Consider the following 22,182-nt stretch of genomic DNA (forward strand, 5'->3'; position numbering starts at 1 on the left):
GGTTAGCGACGCATATACTAAGGATAAATTGCCTCCACGTCTAGCCCTGATTTACTTTTTTTAACTGACTGATTAACTTTTGACTCATCAGCTGCAATTATCACCATTGTACGTGACATAATATTACTTGGATCACGTATCAAACTATGCTAATTATAGGTGTTGAAATAACGGATTTCTTTTTGGTATTTAATGGGATAAAGCAACTGCTAATGATAGATAAGGAAGTTAATTATCCAAAGCTGACCAATAACGTTGAATCACTTCAACGCCGTGTTATGCGTTTAAAGCGTTTGGCCGCTAAATATAAACGGGCGGAAATCATTCAAAATGCTTTATTAGGTATCTCTAACATTGCTACTAAAGCGGCATCTTTAGATGATTTCTATATTGGAGTTCATCAACATTTACAACGCTTAATTCCTGCTGACAACTTTTTTATCGCGTCCCAGAACCCCAAAACTGGCATGATGAGTTTACCTTTTTTTGCCGATGAGAAAGATCCCCACCCAACTGAGCTATACCCTGATGAAGAAATCTCTGCCATTTTAAAGCGCGGTATAACGGGCTATGTGCTTCGAAAAGGTAAACCTTTACTCTGTGACGACGCTGGCTTTAATCAACTCATTGAGCAGGGAGAAATTGAAGGCTTAGGGTCACCATGCCATCAATGGCTTGGGGTACCCATTAAAAACCAAGATATTGTCAGCGGTGTACTGGTGGTTCAAAGTTACAATGAGCACATTAATTACGGTGAACTTGAACTCGAATTAATGGGCTTTATTAGCCACCATATTTCTGGTGTGATGGAGCGTCTGCAACATAACGAGCAACTTGAATTAGCGATCGAAGAGCGTACTCGAGAATTAAGCCAAGCGTATAACAGCCTTAAATCAGAAGTAAAAGAGCGAGTAAAAGCAGAAAACTTACAAAAGTCATTATTCGAAATAGCTGACTTATCTGCTTCCAATGTTGCCGAGCATGATTTTTATAATCGTATTCATCAAATTATTAGCCAACTTTTACCCGCACAAAATTGTTTTATCTCTTTCATTGATAAAAATAATACTTTGTCATTTCCATTTTATGTATCGGAAATGGACAGTGAACATCCAGCCAGCCGCCCAATGCAAGATGGTTTAACCGAATATATTTTGCAACACAAGCAGCCAAGGCTACTCAGTGGTGATGATATTAAAACCTTGATTAAGCATGGTGACATTTATGCCCAATCACCGGCACTGAATAGAACTGAAATGATGCATCAATGGATAGGCATACCATTAGTGATTAAGGGCGAAGTTGTCGGTGCGCTAACCATTTACAGTTTAGATACAAAACAAAATTATCAAATCAGAGATCTTGAACTGCTGACTTTCGTTTCACAACATATTGCTAATGCGATTGAACGCAAAGATGCGGTTGATTCATTAAAGCGCAGCCATGAATTGCTCGAAGAAAAAGTGACTACGCGAACCCAAGCCCTGGCACAAATGAATATCAATCTACAGGAAGAAGTTAATCAGCGCCGTAAAATTGAAGCGCAGCTTGTTCACGATGCCCAGCATGATAATTTAACCGGTCTGCCTAACCGCAATTATCTTATGGAGCGATTATCACAAGCATTGAAACATGTTAGGCGCCATGGCTTAGACCAGTTTGCGTTACTGTTCATCGATTTAGACCGCTTTAAAGTAATAAATGATACTTTTGGTCATCTTGAAGGCGATCGGTTTTTAATTGAAACCGCAAAGCGATTAAACAATTGTATTCGTGAAAATGATACCTTAGCCAGAATGGGTGGAGATGAGTTCGTGGTATTACTTGATACTATTCATGGTACTCAAGATGCTGTAGAGGTGAGTGAACGGATTTTGCATCAAATCAGTCAGCCATATTTGTTAGCCAATCAAGACTTTGTTTCGGGAGCCAGTATTGGGATTGCGTTCAGTAGTACCAGCCAATTAGAAACCAGCGAGTCCATATTACGTGATGCTGACAAAGCCATGTATAAAGCTAAATCAAATGGTAAAGGCTGCTATATCATTTTCGACAGTAAACTAAGCTACCAGTCCGAACTACAATATGATTTAGACCAGCAGTTAAAGCAGGCTATCAATCAACAACAAATTAAAATAGATTACCATCCAATATACGACATCGATCAAACAACCGTGCTGGCGATTGAGCCCAAAACACACTGGCACCATGATAAACATGGAAAATGGGACCATGCTAAATTACTGCAGCTGGCCAATAGCTCACAACTCGAACTCGTACTGGATGATTATATTTTCAAACGATTAAACCAAGACTATCCTCAACTGAAGCAACAATTTGGTCAAGACATACAACTATATATGTCTATTTCAAGCCAGCATGTAAAGCATAAATACGCGCTGCGAAATTTGAAAAAAACCGTCAAAAGTAGCGAAATAGATTTATCTAAATTAACCCTATTCTTCAATGAAAAGTCCCTAGTTAAAGACACTGAGAATCATCTCAACGCATTTGATATTATTAAGCAACTTGGGGGGAATATTGGCGTTGATCACTTTGGGACGGGTTATAGCTCACTCAGTAGCTTGAGCTTTTTACCGATATCAACTTTGATGTTAGATAACGAAATCAGCAAACATTTACTCAACGAAAACCAATTGAAATTAGTTAAGGCTTACCGCTTATCGGCTGATGCATTAGATTTAAAGATTGTGGCAACAGGTGTTGATACCTTACAACAACGCCAACAATTTTTAGAATTGGGCTACCGAATAGGTCAAGGACGAGCGTTAAAGCACGCACACTGATTAATTTTAGCCTTGCTTACTCATTTAACAATCGCCTTCGCCCTTTAACTCAGGCGGCACACACGTTAAATATCACCTTTTAAACCTCACCTAGACGTATTACTTTTTAAACATATCCCTTAGATTGGCAATGTTACTTTTACCCGACTCGACTCTTTGCTGTTCTGTTTGTTGTGGTTTACGATTTTCCCAAATTAAATCATCCTGTGGTAACTCCATCAAGAAACGACTTGGCTCACAGCGCATTGTTTCACCAAACTGACGACGTTCGCGGCAAATAACAAACCACAGCTCACGTTGCGCCCGCGTAATGCCTACATAAGCTAAGCGCCGCTCTTCATCAACGTTATCTTCATCAATACTCGATTGGTGCGGTAAAATACGCTCTTCTACGCCCACCATAAACACAAATGGGAACTCCAATCCTTTTGAAGCATGTAATGTCATTAACTGTACTTGATCGCCGCCTTCATCTTCACTATTACGCTCCATCATGTCGCGTAAAGTGAGTCGTGTTACCACCTCGGGTAAAGTCATCGGCTCATCCAACTCATCACCCTCGAGCATTTCGGTGACCCAGCGATACAGTTCTGAAATATTCTTCATCCGCATTTCAGCTGCTTTGGCGCTTGTACTGGTCTCGTACAGGTAATCTTCATAGTTAATACTGCGGATCAACTTTTTAATCGCATCGACAGATTCGCCCCGCTTGGCTATCTCTCCAGTATCAACAATAAACTGGCCAAACTGATATAAAGATTTTATCGCGGCAGGTGCCAGTTCATGGTTTAAGCCAGCATCAAAAATAGCTTCAAACATTGAAATATGTTTTTGATTGGCAAAGTTGCCTAAGCGCTCTAAGGTTGCTGGACCAATACCACGCTTAGGTAAATTCACTACACGCAGAAATGCATTATCATCATCGGGATTAACCACTAAACGCAGGTAAGCCATAATGTCTTTAATTTCAGCGCGGGAAAAAAACGACGTGCCGCCACTGAGCTTGTAAGGAATACGGTTGGTCATCAACGCCCGCTCAAGTAAGCGCGATTGATGGTTGCCACGGTATAAAATGGCATATTGGCCAAATTGGGTACGGCCAACAAACTTATGCCGAATAATTTCCGCAATCACTCGCTCAGCTTCTTGTTCTTCGTTCGCTGCAATCAATACCCGCAATGGTTCGCCATAGGCTAATTCACTGAATAGAGCCTTTTCATACACATGGGGGTTATTAGCAATCAAGATATTAGCCGCACGTAAAATACGCTGGCTGGAGCGATAGTTTTGCTCTAGTTTAATTAATTTAAGCCTAGGAAAATCAGTGCCTAATAGGACTAAATTTTGCGGTTTAGCCCCGCGCCATGAGTAAATAGATTGATCGTCATCGCCCACAACGGTAAATCTTGAACGCTCTCCCACCAACAACTTCACTAATTCATATTGGCTGGTATTGGTGTCTTGATACTCATCCACCAGCAAGTATTGAATGCGAGTTTGCCAACGGGTGCGCACTTCTTCATTCATGCGCAGTAATAATGTAGGAATAAGAATTAAATCATCAAAGTCTAATGCATTATACGCTTTCATGTGCTGCGCATAGCGCTGATACAACATGGCAAATAACTGCCCTTGCTCATCTTTAGCTAGCTTGCGCGCTTGCTGTGGAATGACCAACCCACCCTTCCAATTAGAAATGGCTGACGCCAAAGATTTAATTAAATCTTTATCTTCATCCAACTCGTCTTGGGTTAGCTCTTTTAATAGTGCAAATGTGTCTTGATCATCAAACAGTGAAAAGCCCGCTTTTAAGCCTAACACTTTGTGTTCACGCTTAATGATTTCTAGCCCCAGGGTGTGAAAAGTAGAAATCCATAACCCACGCGCTTCTTTACGGCCCATAGACTGAGCCACACGTTCTTTCATCTCACGAGCGGCTTTATTGGTAAAGGTTACCGCAGCGATATTGCGCGCTTTATAGCCACACTTTTCGACTAGGTAAGCTATTTTATTAATGATAACTCGCGTTTTACCACTGCCAGCGCCAGCTAAGACCAGACAAGGGCCTGAGACATAATGTACTGCTTCATTCTGTCCTGGATTGAGTTTCATTAAATAACTTTCCCACTATTAAACACGAAGGCGGATCATAGCAGATGGTAACTTGGTAGAGTTAACAATTTTGACGTCATATTTTGCTGCCAGCACCTGCCTAAGCTACAATGGCTGCAATATTGGCGTAGGAAGGCAAATCATGATTAATCCAAAGAAAATTGAAGAAGTGGCCAAACAGCTCAGCGAAAACTTACCCAGCGGCGTAAAGCAATTTGCCGCAGAGTTTGAAGAGCGCAGTAAACAAGTGTTACAGAACCAACTAATGAAGTTAGATGTGGTGTCACGCGAAGAGTTTGAAGTACAACAACATGTGCTATTAAAAACCCGTGAAAAGTTAGAAGCTTTACAAGCCCAAGTCACTGAGCTAGAAAAACGTTTAGCTGAGTGATATCTCAACTCAATGCATGATAAACACCAATAAAAGCCTCTTTTTGAGGCTTTTTAATTGGTAATTATTATGGCTATTTGAACTTGTGCATCACATATCAAATTGACTATTTTGATACACTAAACGACCATTAACCCAGGTACTTATCACTTTACTGCGCCAAATATCTTCAGGCTCAACCTCAAAGTAGTCATCACTGACTAAAATGAAATCAGCTTTTTTACCCACTTCAATTGAACCTATTATAGTGTCTTGATGGCCAGCATAGGCGGCAGATAATGTGAAACTATCAAGCGCTTCTATACGGGTAAGCTTTTCTGCCGAGAGCCAACCGTCTAAAGGTTGGTTATCTCGGTCTTGACGGGTTACCGAGGCATGTAAACCAAAGTAAGGGTTAGGTGATTCCACCGGAAAATCAGAGCCGTTAGCAATACGGGCATTGGCATTCAATAACTTGCGCCATGCATAAGCTCCGGCTAAGCGTGCTTTGCCTAAACGATTTTCAGCCATATTCTTATCACTAGTGGCATGGGTTGCTTGAATAGACGCTATTACTCCTAATTCGGCAAAACGATTAATATCACTCACCTCTAGTATTTGTGCGTGCTCGACTCTGTGCCTTAAGGTGGGCGATTTAGTTTTTGCTATCGCGGTTTGATAGTTATCTAGCACTACCTTATTGGCGTTATCGCCAATGGCATGGGTGTTAACCTGAAACCCTGCTGTCATCGACTCCAGAATTAACTCAGCTAACTTGTCATTGGAATACAGCATTAAGCCTTTATGGCCATGTTGATCACTATAATCTGCCAATAAAGAGGCACCGCGACTGCCCAAAGCTCCGTCTGCCGATATTTTAACGCTATCCATTTTGAACATATCGTCAGCGGTTTTGAACGGCCCTTTGGCAAGATAAGTAGCATACTGAGGATCTTCAACCGACAACATGGCGTTAATACGAATAGGCATAGCATTAGCTTTGGCCAATGCTTGATAGGCATTAATATTATCAATACTCACACCGGCATCGTGCACACTGGTTAAGCCGTAAGAGGCTAGCGACTCCATTGCCGTGACTAAAGTCGACTCAAGCTGCGCCGCTGTCATGCCAGGAACAACCTCATATACCAAGTTCATCGCGTTATCGATTAACACGCCCGTAGGTTGGCCTTGGCTATCTAGAATAATTTCACCACCTTCTGGTGATTTAGTGGCTGCGGTAATACCGGCGAGCTGGAGAGTTTTACTATTAACCCACAATGCATGACCATCTACTCGACCAAATGCGACTGGAGTATCGGCAAAGACTTTATCCAAGCTAGTTTTTGTGGGAAATTTTTTACTGTCCCATAGTTCTTGGTTCCAGCCTCTGCCGAGTAACCAACCCTGTAAAGGCATTTGATTTACAAAAGATTGTGCACGGCTAATGGCATCAAGTTCACTTTGGGTGGCCACTAAGTCAACCCGCTGAAGACTTTGACCATAACCCAGCACATGACCATGGGCATCAATTAAACCCGGCAATAATGTTTTACCTTTGCCATCAATAATGGTCACGCCTTTTTCAAGCGCTAAATCAGGTTTATCTATATAAACTCGCTCGATTTTATCGTCAGTAAACTTAACTGCTGAAAATGTTTGTAATTTGCCTTTATTAACGCTGTAGCCTTGAATATTATGAATTAGTGCGGTTTCCGCCCAACTTGGCGTACAACATAATGCAATCAAACCTATTGCCAATCTTTTCATGTTTCGTCCCTATCAGAATATTAAAATCAGCTCCCATTAAATGTTAATAATTCGTTATAAGCAAGTCGATTAACTCAACTAAAGAGTCACCATAAATTGAGTACTTTACTGTGAGTCACTTTTACAATGGACACAAATAAAAAGGCCGCTAATCAGCGGCCTTTTTTTCACATAGATAATTGTTTATATTTCGAATTTCTCAATCTCAGCCTCTAAACTGTAGGTGAGCTGTTTGACATCTTCACTGACACTATGAGCCTGTTCAGAAACCGTATTAGTTTTAGAAGCCATGTCTGCAATCACCACAATACGCAGGGCAGAGTCTTCGCCGGCAGCTAACTGCTCGGTAGCCGCTTGAGATATTTGCTGGCTCATATGGGCAATATCAGATAATGACTGGGCAATGTTTTTAAGCTCGTCGGTAACCCGTGTTGATTTTGTGACTGTCTCTTCACTGGTCGCAATACTTTCTACCACAGAAGCCTTGGCGTCTTGGGTCGCCTTTTGCAGCTTATCAATCATTTGCTTAATCTGTTCAGTACTGGTTTGAGTGCGCTGCGCTAGTTGCCTAACCTCATCTGCTACCACCGCAAACCCACGCCCTTGCTCACCCGCTCTCGCCGCTTCAATGGCGGCATTTAATGCTAATAAATTGGTTTGCTCAGCAATGCCTTGAATCACTAATAATACGCTGGCGATGTTATTCACTTCATCGTCTAACACTTGAATGTTTTTACCCGCGCTTTCAATCTGGTTTTCTAATAGCGAAATTGTTTTAGCTGATTCTTGGGTAAGTCTATGGGCATTAATACCTTGCTGCTCTGCGGCATTAACCGACTGTGCGGCCTGTCTAGCATGTTCAACAACATTGGCAGACGATGCGGTTAATTCAGTAATCGCTGAAGCCACCATTTGCGTTTCATCATGCATTGCCCGCGTCAGTTGATCTAGTTCATTAGAGCGTTTAGCTGAGCCATCTGCCTGCTGATGAAGCGTGTCAGTAACGCTTTTAATTCCTTTCACTACGCCCTGCAAGCCAACTTGCATATAATTCATTGCGCCCACCACACTATCACGTTGTGCGGCAGAGAAGGCTTGATGCTGGCGTAAATTACCCCGTGAAACGCTTAACACAAATTGATGTACTTGCTCAATTTCTGCCCCTAGCGAGTGACGTAATTTAAAACCAAATCGAGCCAAGCTAAGCGATAAAATAATTGCCACAACAATCGCAAAACTTAATAAGCTACTGGCGACGGACCAATACCTTGCATCAGCTTCAGCGTAGCTTATACCAGTGCCCACATACCAATGCCAAATATCAGATTGCTGTACCACTGACGTTAAATCGACAACGGCGCCATCTCTTTCAGACGTCCATTCATAGGTAATAATTTTGCCGGTTTGATTACCTACAAGTTGTTGTACCATGCGACCAATGCTTTTACCGCTGGCATCGACAAAGTCATTAAAACTGGTTCCATGCAGTTGGGGATCATGCGGTGTGGCAACAAAGTCCATCTTATTATCCACCACATAAACATATTCAGAGTCGTGATATTTGTTTTCACGCAGCACTTGAATCGCTAATGCCTTAGCTTGTGTTTCGCTAAGTTCACCGGATATTTGAAATTGCTCAAATTGAGCCACAATATTGGCAGTGCTTTTCATTAATTGATTAATACGAGCAATATTATCTTTATGGCTGGAGTCAGATAACGCATGCAAGCCGCCCAGGGCAATCCCCAGATTCGACACAAACAGTAAGGCAGCAAACAAGATTATTTTTGTTTTCAATGTCATAGGGGAAACCTCATCTCTATCGTAATGCAATAGTATTATTTTTGTCGATTTACCACCTTACTACACCACAATAATGACAGCGATGTCATTATTTATTTAACTAAAATACAACATATTAAGATGACAGCGAAATAGTTAACAAACCAGTAAAACTGCTTGATATTGATCGCATTAATTGCCTTTGTAAGACATAGCTAAAACGATAATATTGTGAACCTGTAAACAGACTCAGTTTTGATTTGGTGAGACGGGAAACAAGATCAATAAATTTAAGATTTTGGACTGTAGATCAAAAATAGGCTGACGTATCATCAACCTATTAGGACCTAATAATCTTTCGAGATGAATATAGTTATGTGAAAATATACAAACTTAGCACTAATTCAAACTAGTACGACTCGACTTTGCAACTTTACTGTTTTTAACTTTTATGGCCTCAATTAATTGATTGTACTTAAGTTGCATGTCAGCAATTTCAATATCAATCACATATTGCCATGTCATGCCTAAGTCTTTGGTAAACACAATGTCGCCTTTATCACAAAGGAAATATAATTCTTCCTTTGATGAGATTTGAGCTAACAAGGTTTCACAATCAGATTTAGCGAAGCCATGGTATTGCCACGCTTTTTTATTATTCGCTGTTGAAATATGCGTTGATATTATTTTCAACTCACTCGACACACGCTTTCCGTTTGCAGGCTTTAATCCTTCTCGTCCTAAAGTTAACACTGTGCCATCGGCTAACATTAACGGGACACTTTTCTCGGCATCACCATCGGCAAAAGATTTTATATAGCGATTAATCGATATCCAAGACTCACCAGAATTTTGACTAATAACTTGATCGCCAATACCATCCCACTGACTGATTTCTACACCAACTAGATCACCCTTTGGTAAGGAGGCAACGGCTAGCATGCTGTCGGTTTTAATATCTGTCCAAGTATCCGTTTGTAAGTCATGTTGGAATAGTTTTTTATCATTTAAAACAGATAGCTGGCCAGACTTAGTGATAATAGGAAATACATCACCAATGACGGTTAAAAAATTATTAGTGTTGCGTTGAAAGCTTTTTAATTTCTGCCAGTCGCTGTCCAATGAAGAGAATTTATACGCACTATATTCGTTGACTGATTGCGTCATCGCATAATAGCTATTTTTACCCGCCCCAAACCAAATTATGGCTTCCGTTGTAGGCACTCTTGATACTGGTGTCCATGCGTGTTGCCAGTCTTTGGTAGTAAAAATTTCGCCTCGCTCGCCAGCAACCATGATTTGTTGTTCTGTTTCCAATATCGCAGCAAGTTGGCTATTGGTCGCTAAATTAATTTGATGCCATTTGTCTTGCTTGTCTTGCCATTTTAATTGGCCAAATTTAGACGCGATAACACTTTTACCATGAATCGACAGTGGTATAGCTGTTTTACCATATGCATTTTGACGAGATAAGGTACTCAATTCGCTCCTGAAACCGTCTAACGCATCTTTTTCCCACGTCAATATATTATCTAAATTTAGGCTGTTAGCTAAATTCGGGTAGTGAGTGAATAAAAAACTGTCAATTGAACGCAAGGTATTTAAACGAGTAACGTAGGCTTTTTGACTAGATTGTTGACTCCAAAATGACCTTTCCTGCACATTTAATAACGGCTGAAAAACAATGCTACCTAGATTGGTCAACTGGCCTTTTTTAACGGTAAAAATGCCAGCCATAGCATCTACAGGCATAGTTAACCAAGAGGTATAATCGCCGCCATTATAGAAACTATATAAACTGGAGATCATATAGCGACCATCAGGCATTGAGCCGATAAATATTTGACTATCGATTAGCCCTTCTTGAGTCGGAGTTAACGAGTAGAAGTCTGGCTTCCAATCAACTCTAGGCTGATCAATTGAGTAGTTCTTTTTTTCTTTTGCTTTATCGATAGCTTGCTGCTTTCTAACCTCCATGTTATCTAATCTGACCACAATAACTTCGGTCCAACCTTTATGATTAACCGCTAAGGCATCGCTATTGTTAATCACTTGAACGCCTACCACCCCGTGATTAACATCAAGAGTTTGATTTTTGTCTATATGCGTGTTTTGTATAGTGCTGTTACAAGCAGAGAGGAGAAGTAACGAGATAACTAAAATTGAACGAACTAACATTTTCATTCCTTTGAAAGTTGAATTAATACTATTGTCTTATGCTCAGAGAGGATAAACAAGTAAGTAGCATTCAAAAAATGTTAATAACTTGTATCAACAAAACCAGGCTGATTTAATCTATTACAGATAAATTAATCAGCCTAAGCTAACATTTAATAAACTCATGCTAAGTATTACTCGGCGATAAAGACCAATATTTTGCGCTGTAAGGCCTTATCATCCTGGCGGCCATAATGAACCAATAGATCATCTTTACCATCGTGATTAATGTCGGTCACAGACACGAGCGAGCCTTTTTGAGGTAAGGTAAATTCCAACTCATCACTGCGGCTAGAAAATGGTGACTCACCACTTTGGCCTTGAAATATTTTTAAACGTTTTTCGGTATCCGATAATAGTAACTCTTGAAAACCATCACCATTTAAGTCGCCTAGGGTAATAACAGGCTCACCGGTTTGGCCTGAGGTTAAACTAAAACTTAATTCAACTTCTTTAGCCACATTAGCCTGTTTGGGAAATTGAAACTCACTGTTCATTTTGAACACATAGACATCTTGGTCAATGCTACCAGATAACAATGCGCCAACAATTTGTGACACGCCAATATCAAAACCCGACACCAATACTTCATCTATGTTGTCTTTGTCTAAATCAACAAAACTGAGTCCAGATAATGTGCCTTCAGCCCGAATAACGCTGGTAGGTTTACGGCCAAAACTGAGGGTATTGTCCTTGTTACGGCCAAGATACACCTCGTAATCGTTACTTTTATCAAATACACCGCTGCTTTTGGTATAGCGCACAACTAAATCTGTTATTCCGTCACCGTTAATATCGTCGAGTTTTTCAACTTTACGGTGCATCAAATTACTTTGATCTAATTGTCCGCCATAAATGTCACGCTTATTCCACCAGTTCACTCCGCTGATAGGCTGACTCACAGGAATAAATGTCGCCGATAACAAAAACTGACCGTTATCTTGCTGAAAATAGACTTCTAATAATCCCTCACCCACTTTAATAATATCGTCTCGGTTATCAAAATTAGCGTCGGAAAAATACAAGGTTGGTTGACTATATTGTGCGCCATTATCGGTTAATTCAATATTGGGTAATAAAGGTAAAGATTGTGTGATAAAGGTCTGTATTTCAGTGGCGGGATCATTATTAGCTAGCAGTATATGCATGGCTTTAAAGTCACTTAACACAATATCGGCAATGCCATCATTATTGATGTCTTTGACAAATTCTCCACGGGAGATGAAATCAGCTTGGGGAGTTAAGGTTATTGAACTAATACTGGCAGCTTTACTGATTTGGCTTTGCGTAGCCTGCTCAGATATTGACGCTAACGCAGGATGACCAACTTGGTATTGCCACAAAGTGTCGGCACTTAAAAAGTACAGTTTTTGTAATTGTAATTGCTGACTGTCATCTTCAGGCTGATAAACATCGTAGCGAAACAGTGCTTGGCTTAATGGTTGTTTGTCTAATAAGCTTAATTTTTCTTGCTTAAAACCATAAATATATAGCCAACGTTGGGCATTATCATCGACACCAATGACAATAAGTTCATTGCCTTCATTGTCCATAATATTGGCTGATATAGCAGGCTGAACCAGTTCTATATCGGCATCAATTGTGTATTCTAAAAAGCTTAATTTATCTTTCGCGACGGTTACATTTGCATGTAAACCGACTAAAGCTAACGCACTGTACACTATCCCTTTTATGGCTGAGTTCAATCTCATTATTATGGCTATCCTTGGTTGAAACAAAGCGTACCGCTTTGATCTTGATTATTAGGTTATTGACTAAAGTAATGCTGCTTACTGCTAGTTGTATTGTTATAGCACCTGCCTAGCCATAATCTTTTAGAGCTTTAGTTCAATGTCGTCATACCATTTACGCACAAGTGCTACGCCATATTTGCGCTCTAAACGCCTAACAACAAAGTGCCCTCGAGCCATGTCTTGAAAATGACTAATAAACAGAGTGTTAATGACTGCCCCACCGGCAGCGCCAATAGCAGGCACAGCCTGAGCTGCCATCTTTTGAGTCACTTGTATGCCAAAACGTTCCGCAATCATGGCAACTAATTTAACTAACATAGGAGCCGCTTCCTTTGAAACCCCTTTACTGGCAACATACTCGGCGGCTTCAGCAATAGAGTTCGCTAATACGGTGCGCACCGCAAAGTAGCCTTGCTCAGATTGATCATCGTCAACTGTGTTTCCACCTAAAGCAAATACAGATAAGCAGGCAAGTTGTGTTTCGGGTTCAGTGATGATTTCACCTTCACTTCTAGCAATATCGGCAATTGAACGTAACATAATGGTGGTTGAAATAGGCAGTTCAATAGCTATCGCGCTCAAGCCAAAAAAACCACCTGCGCCACCACTTATTGCTACGCCCAGTTTATGTAACTTATTAGATGAGTGCGTCCCTGGCTGATTTTTTAAGGTATACAAGGCAGCTTGACTTGCCTTCATCAAGGCTGCTTGAGTGACTTTAGTCACCGTTGAACTAATACTTTTTGGCAGCAAGGCAAAGCCTTTTTCAATAGGCGCGCCGATGTAATCGGTCAACTTAGCCGCCAGCCCAGGGTTTTCAAGCAACTGTTTAGCTTGCTGTAAAGATTTAAATTCTATATCCGTAAGCTGCATAACATTCTCGATAAACCTTCTTTCTCGATAAACCGGCTACTAGCACATACTTATATATACCTAAATTAGCATGATGCATTAGTTTTATCATCAATAGATAACGGAATGAAGGTGTGAGTAAAAGTTAGTGGTAATAGTGACAAGGTTTTTGGTAACAGCCTGTAACAATCTGTCGTAACATTCTGTCTATATTAGGTAATGATGGTCTATCTCAGTAACGCAAATCCACTACCGAATCGAGTCCCCTCAATCGGTAATGAATTTTATTTGGCCGCTGTGATGCTGACTCGTTATGCTTAGGTGGTTATCGTCACCGACTCAATAATAATTGGCTCTTTGGGTACATCTTCATGGCCAGCAATCGTTGCCGTTTTAACCTTTTCAATCTGTTTCACCACCTCAATACCTGCACTGACCTTGCCAAACACAGCATAACCCCAACCATTGTTAGTGGTGGCGGTATGATCGAGAAAGCTATTATTTGCGGTATTGATAAAAAACTGTCCAGTAGCTGAATGCGGCGCATCTGTACGTGCCATAGCAATGGTGCCCAATACATTGCTTAAACCGCGATTAGCTTCATTGGCTATCGGTGCATGAGTCGGTTTTTCGGTCATGTCGGTGGTAAAACCGCCCCCTTGGATCATAAATCCTTTAATAACACGGTGAAAAATAGTCTGCTCATAAAATCCTTCCTGGCAGTATCTGATGAAGTTTTTCGCGCTGACAGGGGCTTTTTCCATATCGAGTTCGATGTGAATATCGCCGACATTGGTGGTGAAAATAATGGTCATGGGAGCTCGATAATGAATGAGTGATTTCGTGGCATTATAACCACTTATTATAAAAAATAGCTGAAATAAAAATGCCTACATAGCAGGCATTGTTAGATTTACTGATTAAACAAATCTATCGCAGCTCGGGTCATTGATCTCACCCCTGTGCTGATAGTTAACCGATAATCTGGGGCAAATTGGCTTGAATGCAGTGACGGTAAAGTGTCTCCTTTAGACACGCTATCGGCATATATTTGAGGCTCAACTGCGCCTAACCAGAATAAAGTGATAGGTACTTTTTCGGCAGTCCTGCCGTATAAACCAAAATCTTCACCTGCCATAACTTGTGGCGCAACTAACACATTATCGGCACCAATTTCAGCTTCAATACTGGCTTTCACTTTTGCCGCTAACATTGGGTCGTTATAGGTAGAGGGGATGGTTTCATCATCATGCACATTCACTTCAGGCATCAGTTCTTCTGGTAAACCCGCGCTAATGGCTATGCCTTTAGTTATCCTTTTTATCGCCGCGATTTGTTGCTCACGGACATCAGGATTATATGAGCGTAACGTTAGCTGCAACATCACTTCATTAGAAATAATATTATGCTTTGATCCGCCGTGAATAGACCCCACTGTAACCACATTAGGCTCAAGTGGAGATATCTCACGACTCGGAATGGTTTGCAGTGCCATCACAGTGCGCGCGGCTAAGACAATAGGGTCTATTGTGGTGTGTGGGTATGCACCATGGCCACCTTTACCTTTGATTTTGATATCAACAGAATCGACATTGGCCAGGGCATAACCACTAATTGCACCGACTTTACCTGCGGGAATTGTCGCACTAACATGCAGACCTAATACGGCATCTGGGGTTGAAAACTGGCTAAACAAGCCTTGCTTTAACATGGCTTTAGCACCACCGCCCACTTCCTCAGCAGGTTGAGCGACCATCATAAGCGTGCCTTTCCAATCGGCTTTATGTTGCATTAACTGCTGCGCCGTACCAATTAAGCTAGTCATGTGAATATCATGGCCACAGCCATGCATTACACCCACTTTATTATTGCTGGCATCAAGTGTGGTTACCTTAGAGGCATAGGATTTTCCCGTTTGTTCAATAATGGGTAAACCATCGGTATCAGCGCGGATCATAATAGTCGGTCCTTTACCATTTTTGAGTATCCCAACCACGCCGTAACCGCCAAAATTTTCGGTCACGGTAAATCCTAGACGAGTTAGTTCCTGCGCCATTCGAGCGCTAGAATTTTTTTCATGGTACGACAACTCAGGGTTCTGGTGTAAGTGAATATAAAGCGATTCTAATTGTGGTAAGGCTTTGTTAACGCTGCTAGATAATGGCACATTTGCGTTAGCAAACGCAGGATTAAGAATAATAGGTAACGCAAGCAATGACCCCTGCAAACAAGCCATTGCAGAGGACGGTAATAATTTATATATCAGCATTTGATTTCAACATGTCAGTAAAGGTTATTTAACAAGCTAACACATTAAAATCCATTTACAGAGTCATAAAATCTCCGCTTTTTAAGTGTAAAGGCCTAAGGCTATCTGGACATAACTGACCTCATTAACTGGGTACCCACACTAATTCAGGTAAGGCATTTAAGTCTAAACAGTTGCCCTTTTCAACAATTACCCCTTTTTTGGGAGCTAATTGCGGGTCCTGACTTAACATCTCAAGCAATGTTTTTTGTGAATCAGGCTCTCCGTGAACTAAGACCACAGGAGGATTGCCAACAAAATGACGATACCAACTTAAGAGTTCCGCTTGATCAGCATGGGCAGAAAGCCCACCAATAGTATGAATTTTGGCATCCACTTTTATACTTTGACCGTGAATAGTTAGCTCTTTAGCCCCATCGACGAGCAGACGCCCTGGAGTCCCTAAAGCTTGATAACCGCAGATAATAATATCAGTGCCCTTGCGCGCAAGGTTGTGGGCTAGATGGTTACGAATGCGACCGCCATTACACATGCCACTACCGGCAATAATAATTAGCCCTTCATGTATATCATTAAGCTCGATTGACTCTTCTGTGCTGCTAGTAAATTCGGCGGTAGATAATAAGGGATGTTGCCCAGGCGATAAGCGAGTAAAACGCTTAAAGTCTTCATCCATCAATGGATAGTTATTGACATAAACCTGAGTTGCTTTAATTGCCATCGGACTATCAAGACAAATTCGCCAGCGCGATAAATCCCATTCTTTGGCATAAATATGGAATAAGTACAGTAATTCTTGCGCCCGTCCCACTGAAAAAGCTGGCAGTAAAATATTGCCACGGCTTTTATGAATGGTATTGGCAAAGATGCCTTTAAGCTCAGTCAGGGTATCTTGCCAGCTTCGATGCTGACGGTTGCCGTAGGTGCTTTCCATCATCACTAAGTCTGCATGTTCTATCATGGTGGGGTCTGACAGAATTGGCATGCCTTCACGGCCAAGATCCCCGCTGAACACCAGCTTTTTTTGCTTAGGTTGCTGCCCCAGCCAAAGCTCGACTACCGCAGAACCTAAAATATGACCTGCATCGGATAGCGTCGCTTCGATATCGTCTGTTACCGCAAAACGTTGGCCGTATTCTAGGGCAACAAACTGGGTTAAGACCTGATCAACATCATCCTGGGTGAACAAAGGCTCAAGCGGTGTTAAGTCATTTTTAGCACGTTTTTTATTTTGCCGCTCGGTGTCTCGCTCTTGCAGCATAGCGGCATCTTTTAACATAATAGCGCACAGCTCTGCCGAGGCTTTATGGGTATAAATTGGGCCAGTAAACCCTTGCTTTGCTAATAGCGGTAAGCGACCTGAATGATCAATATGGGCATGACTTAATACCACGGCACTAATAAGATCAGGCCGAAAATCAAATGGATCACGGTTACGCAGCTCATCCGCCTTGCCACCTTGAATTAATCCACAATCAAGTAATATAGATTGCTGGTTAACTGTGATTAGATGACAAGATCCAGTAACCTCTTGTGTCGCGCCTAAAAATCGCAATGTCATTTGCATGCTAATCTCCAATTTGTATGCTAGATATCACTCTGATGATTTAATATTAGGCTGTTCGCAACAAAAAGGCGGGAGCTGGATCATAAATGTTCAAAAAACAAACATTCATCACAATAAGGAACTGACTAATGGCTCAAGACGATCGCTATTTTTATCAACCGAGTGAAGGCCATGGCTTAGCCCACGATCCGCTTAATGCCATTATCAGTCCACGCCCAATAGGCTGGATTTCATCACGCAATGGCAAAGGCCAACGCAATCTTGCGCCCTATAGCTTTTTTAACTGTTTCAATTACACCCCGCCCATTATCGGTTTTGCCAGCACAGCTTGGAAAGACAGCGTGGCCAATATTGTAGAAACCGGCGAATTTGTGTGGAACTTAACCACCCGTGAATTAGCTGAAAAAATGAATCAAACATCTGCGGCTTTACCCCACGGTGAAGATGAGTTTGCCTTTGCGGGCTTAACCCCTGCACCGAGTAAATTGATTGGGGTAGACAGAGTGGCGGAAAGTCCGGTGAACTTTGAATGCAAGTTAACCCAATGCATTCAATTAAAAGATGCCAATGGCCAAGATATTGATACCTGGCTAGTGCTTGGTGAAGTCATTGCGGTGCATATCGCCAATCACCTGATTGATGACAATGGTATTTATCAAACCACACTCGCTGAACCCGTTATGAGAGCAGGCGGCCCAACCGCTTATTACACAGTTACCGAAGACAATCGGTTTGATTTATCTCGCCCGGTAATGCCAAAGTAATATGCAATCACAACAGTTAGCAAAAATCGTTAACACCCTTGGCGCGCAAAGCGTCTCCCATGTTGACGCGATTCAATCACTTTGGGGCGGTTATGGTGAGCTTGTCAGAGTTCATCTAACGGGTTATCACTGTGCATCGGTCATTGTTAAACATATTCAATTCCCACAACCCAAAACTCATCCTAGAGGCTGGGCGACTGATTTATCACACCAGCGGAAACTCCAATCGTATCAAGTAGAAAGTTATTGGTATCAGCATTACGCCAATCTCTGTACGGCTGATTCTTGTGTGCCAAAATGTCTATGGATTGAAACAACTGACCACGAGACACTGCTCATTTTAGAAGATTTAGCCGTACTCGGTTTCAATCGTGTTAACCCCCAACCAACACAAGCGGTTATTCAGGCCTGTTTAACCTGGCTGGCTCATTTTCATGGCCGATTTATGCAGCATACTGGCGAGGGATTATGGCCGATTGGCACATACTGGCACTTAGCGACAAGGCCTGATGAACTTGAGGTATTACAAGATGATAAACTCAAAAATGCGGCGGCTTCGTTAGATAGCATCCTTAATAATTGCCCGTTTAAAACCTTAGTACACGGTGATGCAAAGCTAGCCAACTTTTGTTTTACCCCTGACTCAACTAAGGCGGCTGCGGTCGATTTTCAATACATTGGCAAAGGCTGCGGCATGAAAGATGTGGCCTATTTTCTCAGTAGTGTGATGGTATTTAATCAACCCACAGCGAGCATAGAACAAGCCGTAGATCAGAATCTTGATTTTTATTTCAAGCAATTAACCATCAGCGTTGCGCATTACCACCCCGCTATCAATTCAGCAGAACTCGAAAGTGCATGGAGTCCGCTATATGCCATTGCCTGGGCTGATTTTCATCGTTTTATCAAAGGCTGGAGCCCAGAGCATCCTAAAATAAATGCCTACTCTGAAACCTTAACCTTAAAAGCACTGGCGCTGTTAGCCGCTGAAAACGATTACAACAGCTAAGCAACCATACACAAGAGATGATTTGGTTAACTGTTTAAGTGACGCAGCTTGTAGTCAGTGGGGCTTATGCCATAACACTGTTTAAACAAGCGGCTGAAATGACTTGCACTGTGATACCCCAGCGAAAAACACACCTGAGTAATTTGCTGCCCCTGGGCAATTAATTTTGCCGCCTGTTTCATGCGTATCTGTTGCTGAAACGCCATTGGCGTGCAGCCAAAATGGATTTTAAATTGATGAAAAAATTTGCTCCGGCTCATACAAGCCTGGCGACATAAGGCATCGATATTAAGTGCTTCATTTAAGTGACTTTTAATATACTGCAACGCCGAGTTAAGCCCATTAAACTCAGGGTCTTTCTCACTGTGGCACAACAAAAAATCCCGAGTTTGAAAACGTAACAAACGAATCACCAATTCTGAAATGGCTAAATCAATTAAACAATTTCTGTCGACTTCGTTTTCAGTAAAAATATGCACCATGCGCTCAAGCAAAGCTTGGGTTTGCTCGTTATGATGGGTGTGTACTAAGGATTGCTGATATTGCCAATCACCATAACTTTTATTAATAGGTGTACGCATTTGCAGTTGATTGGCAATTGTTTGCACACGGTCAGTCGAAATTTCTATTGCTAAACAGGTTGTCGGTTGATGAATTTTAGCCTCAGGAAAGTCTATTTCTACCGCCTGATTTGGCGCCATAATAAAAGACTCATGGGGATAAAAAGCCGCCTCATAATCATCAACCGAATGCATCACTTTTTTGCCAGTTACCATGCCGCAAAACAATAATTGATCTGACTTCAACGCTACGCGGGACGCTTGCTCAAACGTATCATAAATACTGAGCTCTACCTCGGGCCCAGCAAAGCTAATTTTATTCTCAACCAGCACTTGAGGCGCTGCGCGCTTTTGCTGTAAAAATCCATTTATCATGTCTGCCACCTATTGCAGGGTTACATCTATTCGATATAACAATCCCGCTTATCAACCCCATACGACAATTCCGTACAACAATCCTTACTATTGGCGCAACGCATAAAACACAGGTCAGATAATTATTTGTACTGTGAGTCAACAGCTATGGATTTTCAGAATAGTAAACTTTCCTATAACTGTTCTAGGTTAATTAGTAATCCAACAAATACAATTAGAGGAAAGTATTATGATCTACGCAGCACCCGGTGAAACAGGCTCAGTGATGACCTTCAAATCGATTTATCAAAACTATATTGGTGGCCAATGGGTAGAACCGGTAAATGGCAAATACTTTGATAACATCAGCCCAGTTAATGGCCAAGTTTTCTGCCAAATTCCGCGCTCTGATCAACACGATATCGATTTGGCTTTAGATGCTGCTCACAGAGTAAAAGCGCCGTGGGGAGCTACTTCAGCTGCTGAGCGTTCGAATATATTACTCAAAATAGCTGACCGCATGGAAGCTAACTTAACCTTATTATCTGTTGCTGAAACATGGGACAACGGCAAAGCTGTGCGTGAAACATTAAATGCAGATATTCCCCTCGCAGTTGATCATTTTCGCTACTTTGCAGGTTGTTTAAGAGCACAAGAAGGCAGTGCGGCTGAAATTGACGCCAATACTGTGTCTTACCATATTCATGAACCTTTAGGGGTTGTGGGCCAGATCATTCCGTGGAATTTCCCGATATTAATGGCCGCCTGGAAATTAGCTCCCGCATTAGCAGCAGGAAATTGCGTGGTGTTAAAACCAGCAGAGCAAACCCCAGCGTCTATTTTAGTGTTAATGGAATTAGTGGGTGACTTATTACCTGCCGGTGTACTCAATATTGTCAATGGTTATGGCGCTGAGGCAGGCCAAGCGCTGGCCACCAGCAAACGTATTGCTAAGATAGCCTTTACCGGCTCAACGCCTATTGGCTCACATATTATGAAGTGCGCCGCAGAAAATATTATCCCCTCAACCGTTGAGCTAGGCGGTAAATCCCCCAATGTCTTCTTTAAAGATGTATTTGATTTTGAAGATGCGTACCTAAGCAAATGTATTGAAGGCGCGGTACTGGCATTTTTCAATCAAGGTGAAGTGTGTACTTGCCCGTCAAGATTGTTGATCCAAGAAGATATTTACCCGCAATTTATTGCCAAAATCATTGAACGTTCCAAAGCGATTAAACGCGGTAATCCACTCGATACTGAAACCATGGTTGGCGCGCAAGCTTCCCAAGAACAGTTCGATAAGATTATGAGCTATATTGCTATTGGCAAAGATGAAGGTGCGGAAGTCTTGCTGGGCGGTGACATAGAAGCGATTGATGGCGACTACCAAAAAGGGTTTTATATTCAGCCAACCTTGCTAAAAGGCACTAATAATATGCGGGTGTTCCAAGAAGAAATTTTTGGCCCGGTGATTTCGGTAACCACGTTTAAAGATGAAGCTGAAGCATTGGCACTGGCGAATAACTCTGAATACGGTTTAGGCGCAGGCGTGTGGACCCGTGATATGAATTTAGCGTATCGCATGGGACGTAAGATTGAAGCAGGCCGAGTATGGACCAATTGTTATCATATGTACCCTGCCCACGCTGCATTTGGGGGTTACAAAAAATCGGGTGTCGGTCGAGAAACCCATAAAGTGGCGTTAAATCACTATCAACAAACTAAGAATTTATTGGTCAGTTACGATATTAATCCGTTAGGGTTTTTCTAACGCGCGTCGATGTCACTGTAACTAATATTGATTAAATATGCTGCTGGTTAAAAATAATGTTGAGAGAAAAGTAGCACTGACATAGCTCAGTGCTACTTTTTTTTATTCTTGTCGGCAAAAAGACTGCTGAATTAAACAATATCCACTCTGCAAACCTTCCCTCTCACCTTGTAGTATTGGGTTACTACCACCCTGATTTTTAAGAGAGTAAAGTTGCAAAGGAA

16 protein-coding genes are annotated in these 22,182 nt (G+C 41.7%); 5 read left to right on the plus strand and 11 right to left on the minus strand.

The features are described 5' to 3' along the window. Positions 1–212: 212 nt before the first annotated feature. On the plus strand, positions 213–2,807 hold the full coding sequence (locus ACRWQN_RS18565) for a diguanylate cyclase domain-containing protein (RefSeq protein ID WP_434939291.1): 2,595 nt from the start codon (positions 213–215) through the stop codon (positions 2,805–2,807). A 99-nt stretch (positions 2,808–2,906) separates the two neighbouring features. Here ACRWQN_RS18565 and rep read toward each other — a convergent pair whose 3' ends face one another. Then, complete coding sequence (gene rep, locus ACRWQN_RS18570) at positions 2,907–4,919, minus strand: DNA helicase Rep (protein WP_434931063.1); 2,013 nt, start codon at positions 4,917–4,919, stop codon at positions 2,907–2,909. Positions 4,920–5,061: 142 nt separating this feature from the next. On the opposite strand from rep, the gene ubiK reads away from it, so the two are divergent. After that, positions 5,062–5,310 carry a ubiquinone biosynthesis accessory factor UbiK gene (ubiK, locus tag ACRWQN_RS18575; RefSeq protein ID WP_226412923.1) on the plus strand — a complete coding sequence of 83 codons (249 nt, stop codon included), beginning with the start codon at positions 5,062–5,064 and terminating at the stop codon, positions 5,308–5,310. A 90-nt stretch (positions 5,311–5,400) separates the two neighbouring features. Here the strand turns inward: ubiK and ACRWQN_RS18580 are convergent, their stop codons facing one another. From ACRWQN_RS18580 to ACRWQN_RS18620, 9 genes are all read right to left on the minus strand, one after another. Beyond that, positions 5,401–7,059 carry an amidohydrolase gene (locus ACRWQN_RS18580; RefSeq protein ID WP_434939292.1) on the minus strand — a complete coding sequence of 553 codons (1,659 nt, stop codon included), beginning with the start codon at positions 7,057–7,059 and terminating at the stop codon, positions 5,401–5,403. 183 nt (positions 7,060–7,242) lie between these two features. After that, entirely contained in the window at positions 7,243–8,862 is a 1,620-nt protein-coding gene (locus tag ACRWQN_RS18585; protein ID WP_434939293.1) for a methyl-accepting chemotaxis protein, read from the minus strand. A 115-nt stretch (positions 8,863–8,977) separates the two neighbouring features. Next, positions 8,978–9,127, minus strand: a complete 150-nt coding sequence (locus ACRWQN_RS18590; protein ID WP_434940702.1) for a hemopexin repeat-containing protein — start codon at positions 9,125–9,127, stop codon at positions 8,978–8,980. Positions 9,128–9,240: 113 nt separating this feature from the next. Then, positions 9,241–11,019, minus strand: coding sequence for a hypothetical protein (locus tag ACRWQN_RS18595; protein ID WP_434931060.1), 1,779 nt, complete (start codon positions 11,017–11,019; stop codon positions 9,241–9,243). Positions 11,020–11,192: 173 nt separating this feature from the next. Beyond that, positions 11,193–12,770, minus strand: coding sequence for an FG-GAP repeat domain-containing protein (locus ACRWQN_RS18600; RefSeq protein ID WP_434927338.1), 1,578 nt, complete (start codon positions 12,768–12,770; stop codon positions 11,193–11,195). A 123-nt stretch (positions 12,771–12,893) separates the two neighbouring features. Further along, on the minus strand, positions 12,894–13,685 hold the full coding sequence (locus tag ACRWQN_RS18605) for an EcsC family protein (protein ID WP_434939294.1): 792 nt from the start codon (positions 13,683–13,685) through the stop codon (positions 12,894–12,896). Positions 13,686–13,981: 296 nt separating this feature from the next. Continuing rightward, entirely contained in the window at positions 13,982–14,479 is a 498-nt protein-coding gene (locus ACRWQN_RS18610) for a peptidylprolyl isomerase (protein WP_434939295.1), read from the minus strand. Positions 14,480–14,577: 98 nt separating this feature from the next. Then, the gene (locus ACRWQN_RS18615; RefSeq protein ID WP_434939296.1) at positions 14,578–15,933 is read right to left on the minus strand and encodes a M20 metallopeptidase family protein; all 1,356 of its coding nucleotides are present in this window, start codon (positions 15,931–15,933) and stop codon (positions 14,578–14,580) included. Between the two features lie 124 nt (positions 15,934–16,057). Next, the gene (locus ACRWQN_RS18620; protein WP_434939297.1) at positions 16,058–17,500 is read right to left on the minus strand and encodes an MBL fold metallo-hydrolase RNA specificity domain-containing protein; all 1,443 of its coding nucleotides are present in this window, start codon (positions 17,498–17,500) and stop codon (positions 16,058–16,060) included. A gap of 128 nt (positions 17,501–17,628) precedes the next feature. On the opposite strand from ACRWQN_RS18620, the gene ACRWQN_RS18625 reads away from it, so the two are divergent. Next, positions 17,629–18,264, plus strand: a complete 636-nt coding sequence (locus ACRWQN_RS18625) for a flavin reductase family protein (RefSeq protein WP_226412907.1) — start codon at positions 17,629–17,631, stop codon at positions 18,262–18,264. Position 18,265: 1 nt separating this feature from the next. Continuing rightward, the gene (locus ACRWQN_RS18630) at positions 18,266–19,273 is read left to right on the plus strand and encodes a phosphotransferase (protein ID WP_434939298.1); all 1,008 of its coding nucleotides are present in this window, start codon (positions 18,266–18,268) and stop codon (positions 19,271–19,273) included. Between the two features lie 26 nt (positions 19,274–19,299). On the opposite strand, the gene ACRWQN_RS18635 is transcribed toward ACRWQN_RS18630, so the two are convergent. Then, positions 19,300–20,208 (minus strand): AraC family transcriptional regulator, encoded by a 909-nt coding sequence (locus tag ACRWQN_RS18635; RefSeq protein WP_434939299.1) that lies wholly within the window; start codon positions 20,206–20,208, stop codon positions 19,300–19,302. A gap of 229 nt (positions 20,209–20,437) precedes the next feature. Here ACRWQN_RS18635 and exaC point away from each other — a divergent pair, with 229 nt between their 5' ends. After that, complete coding sequence (exaC, locus tag ACRWQN_RS18640) at positions 20,438–21,958, plus strand: acetaldehyde dehydrogenase ExaC (protein WP_434939300.1); 1,521 nt, start codon at positions 20,438–20,440, stop codon at positions 21,956–21,958. Positions 21,959–22,182 lie beyond the last annotated feature (224 nt).

The organism is Shewanella sp. HL-SH8, from assembly GCF_051165765.1.
GTDB lineage: Bacteria > Pseudomonadota > Gammaproteobacteria > Enterobacterales > Shewanellaceae > Shewanella > Shewanella glacialimarina.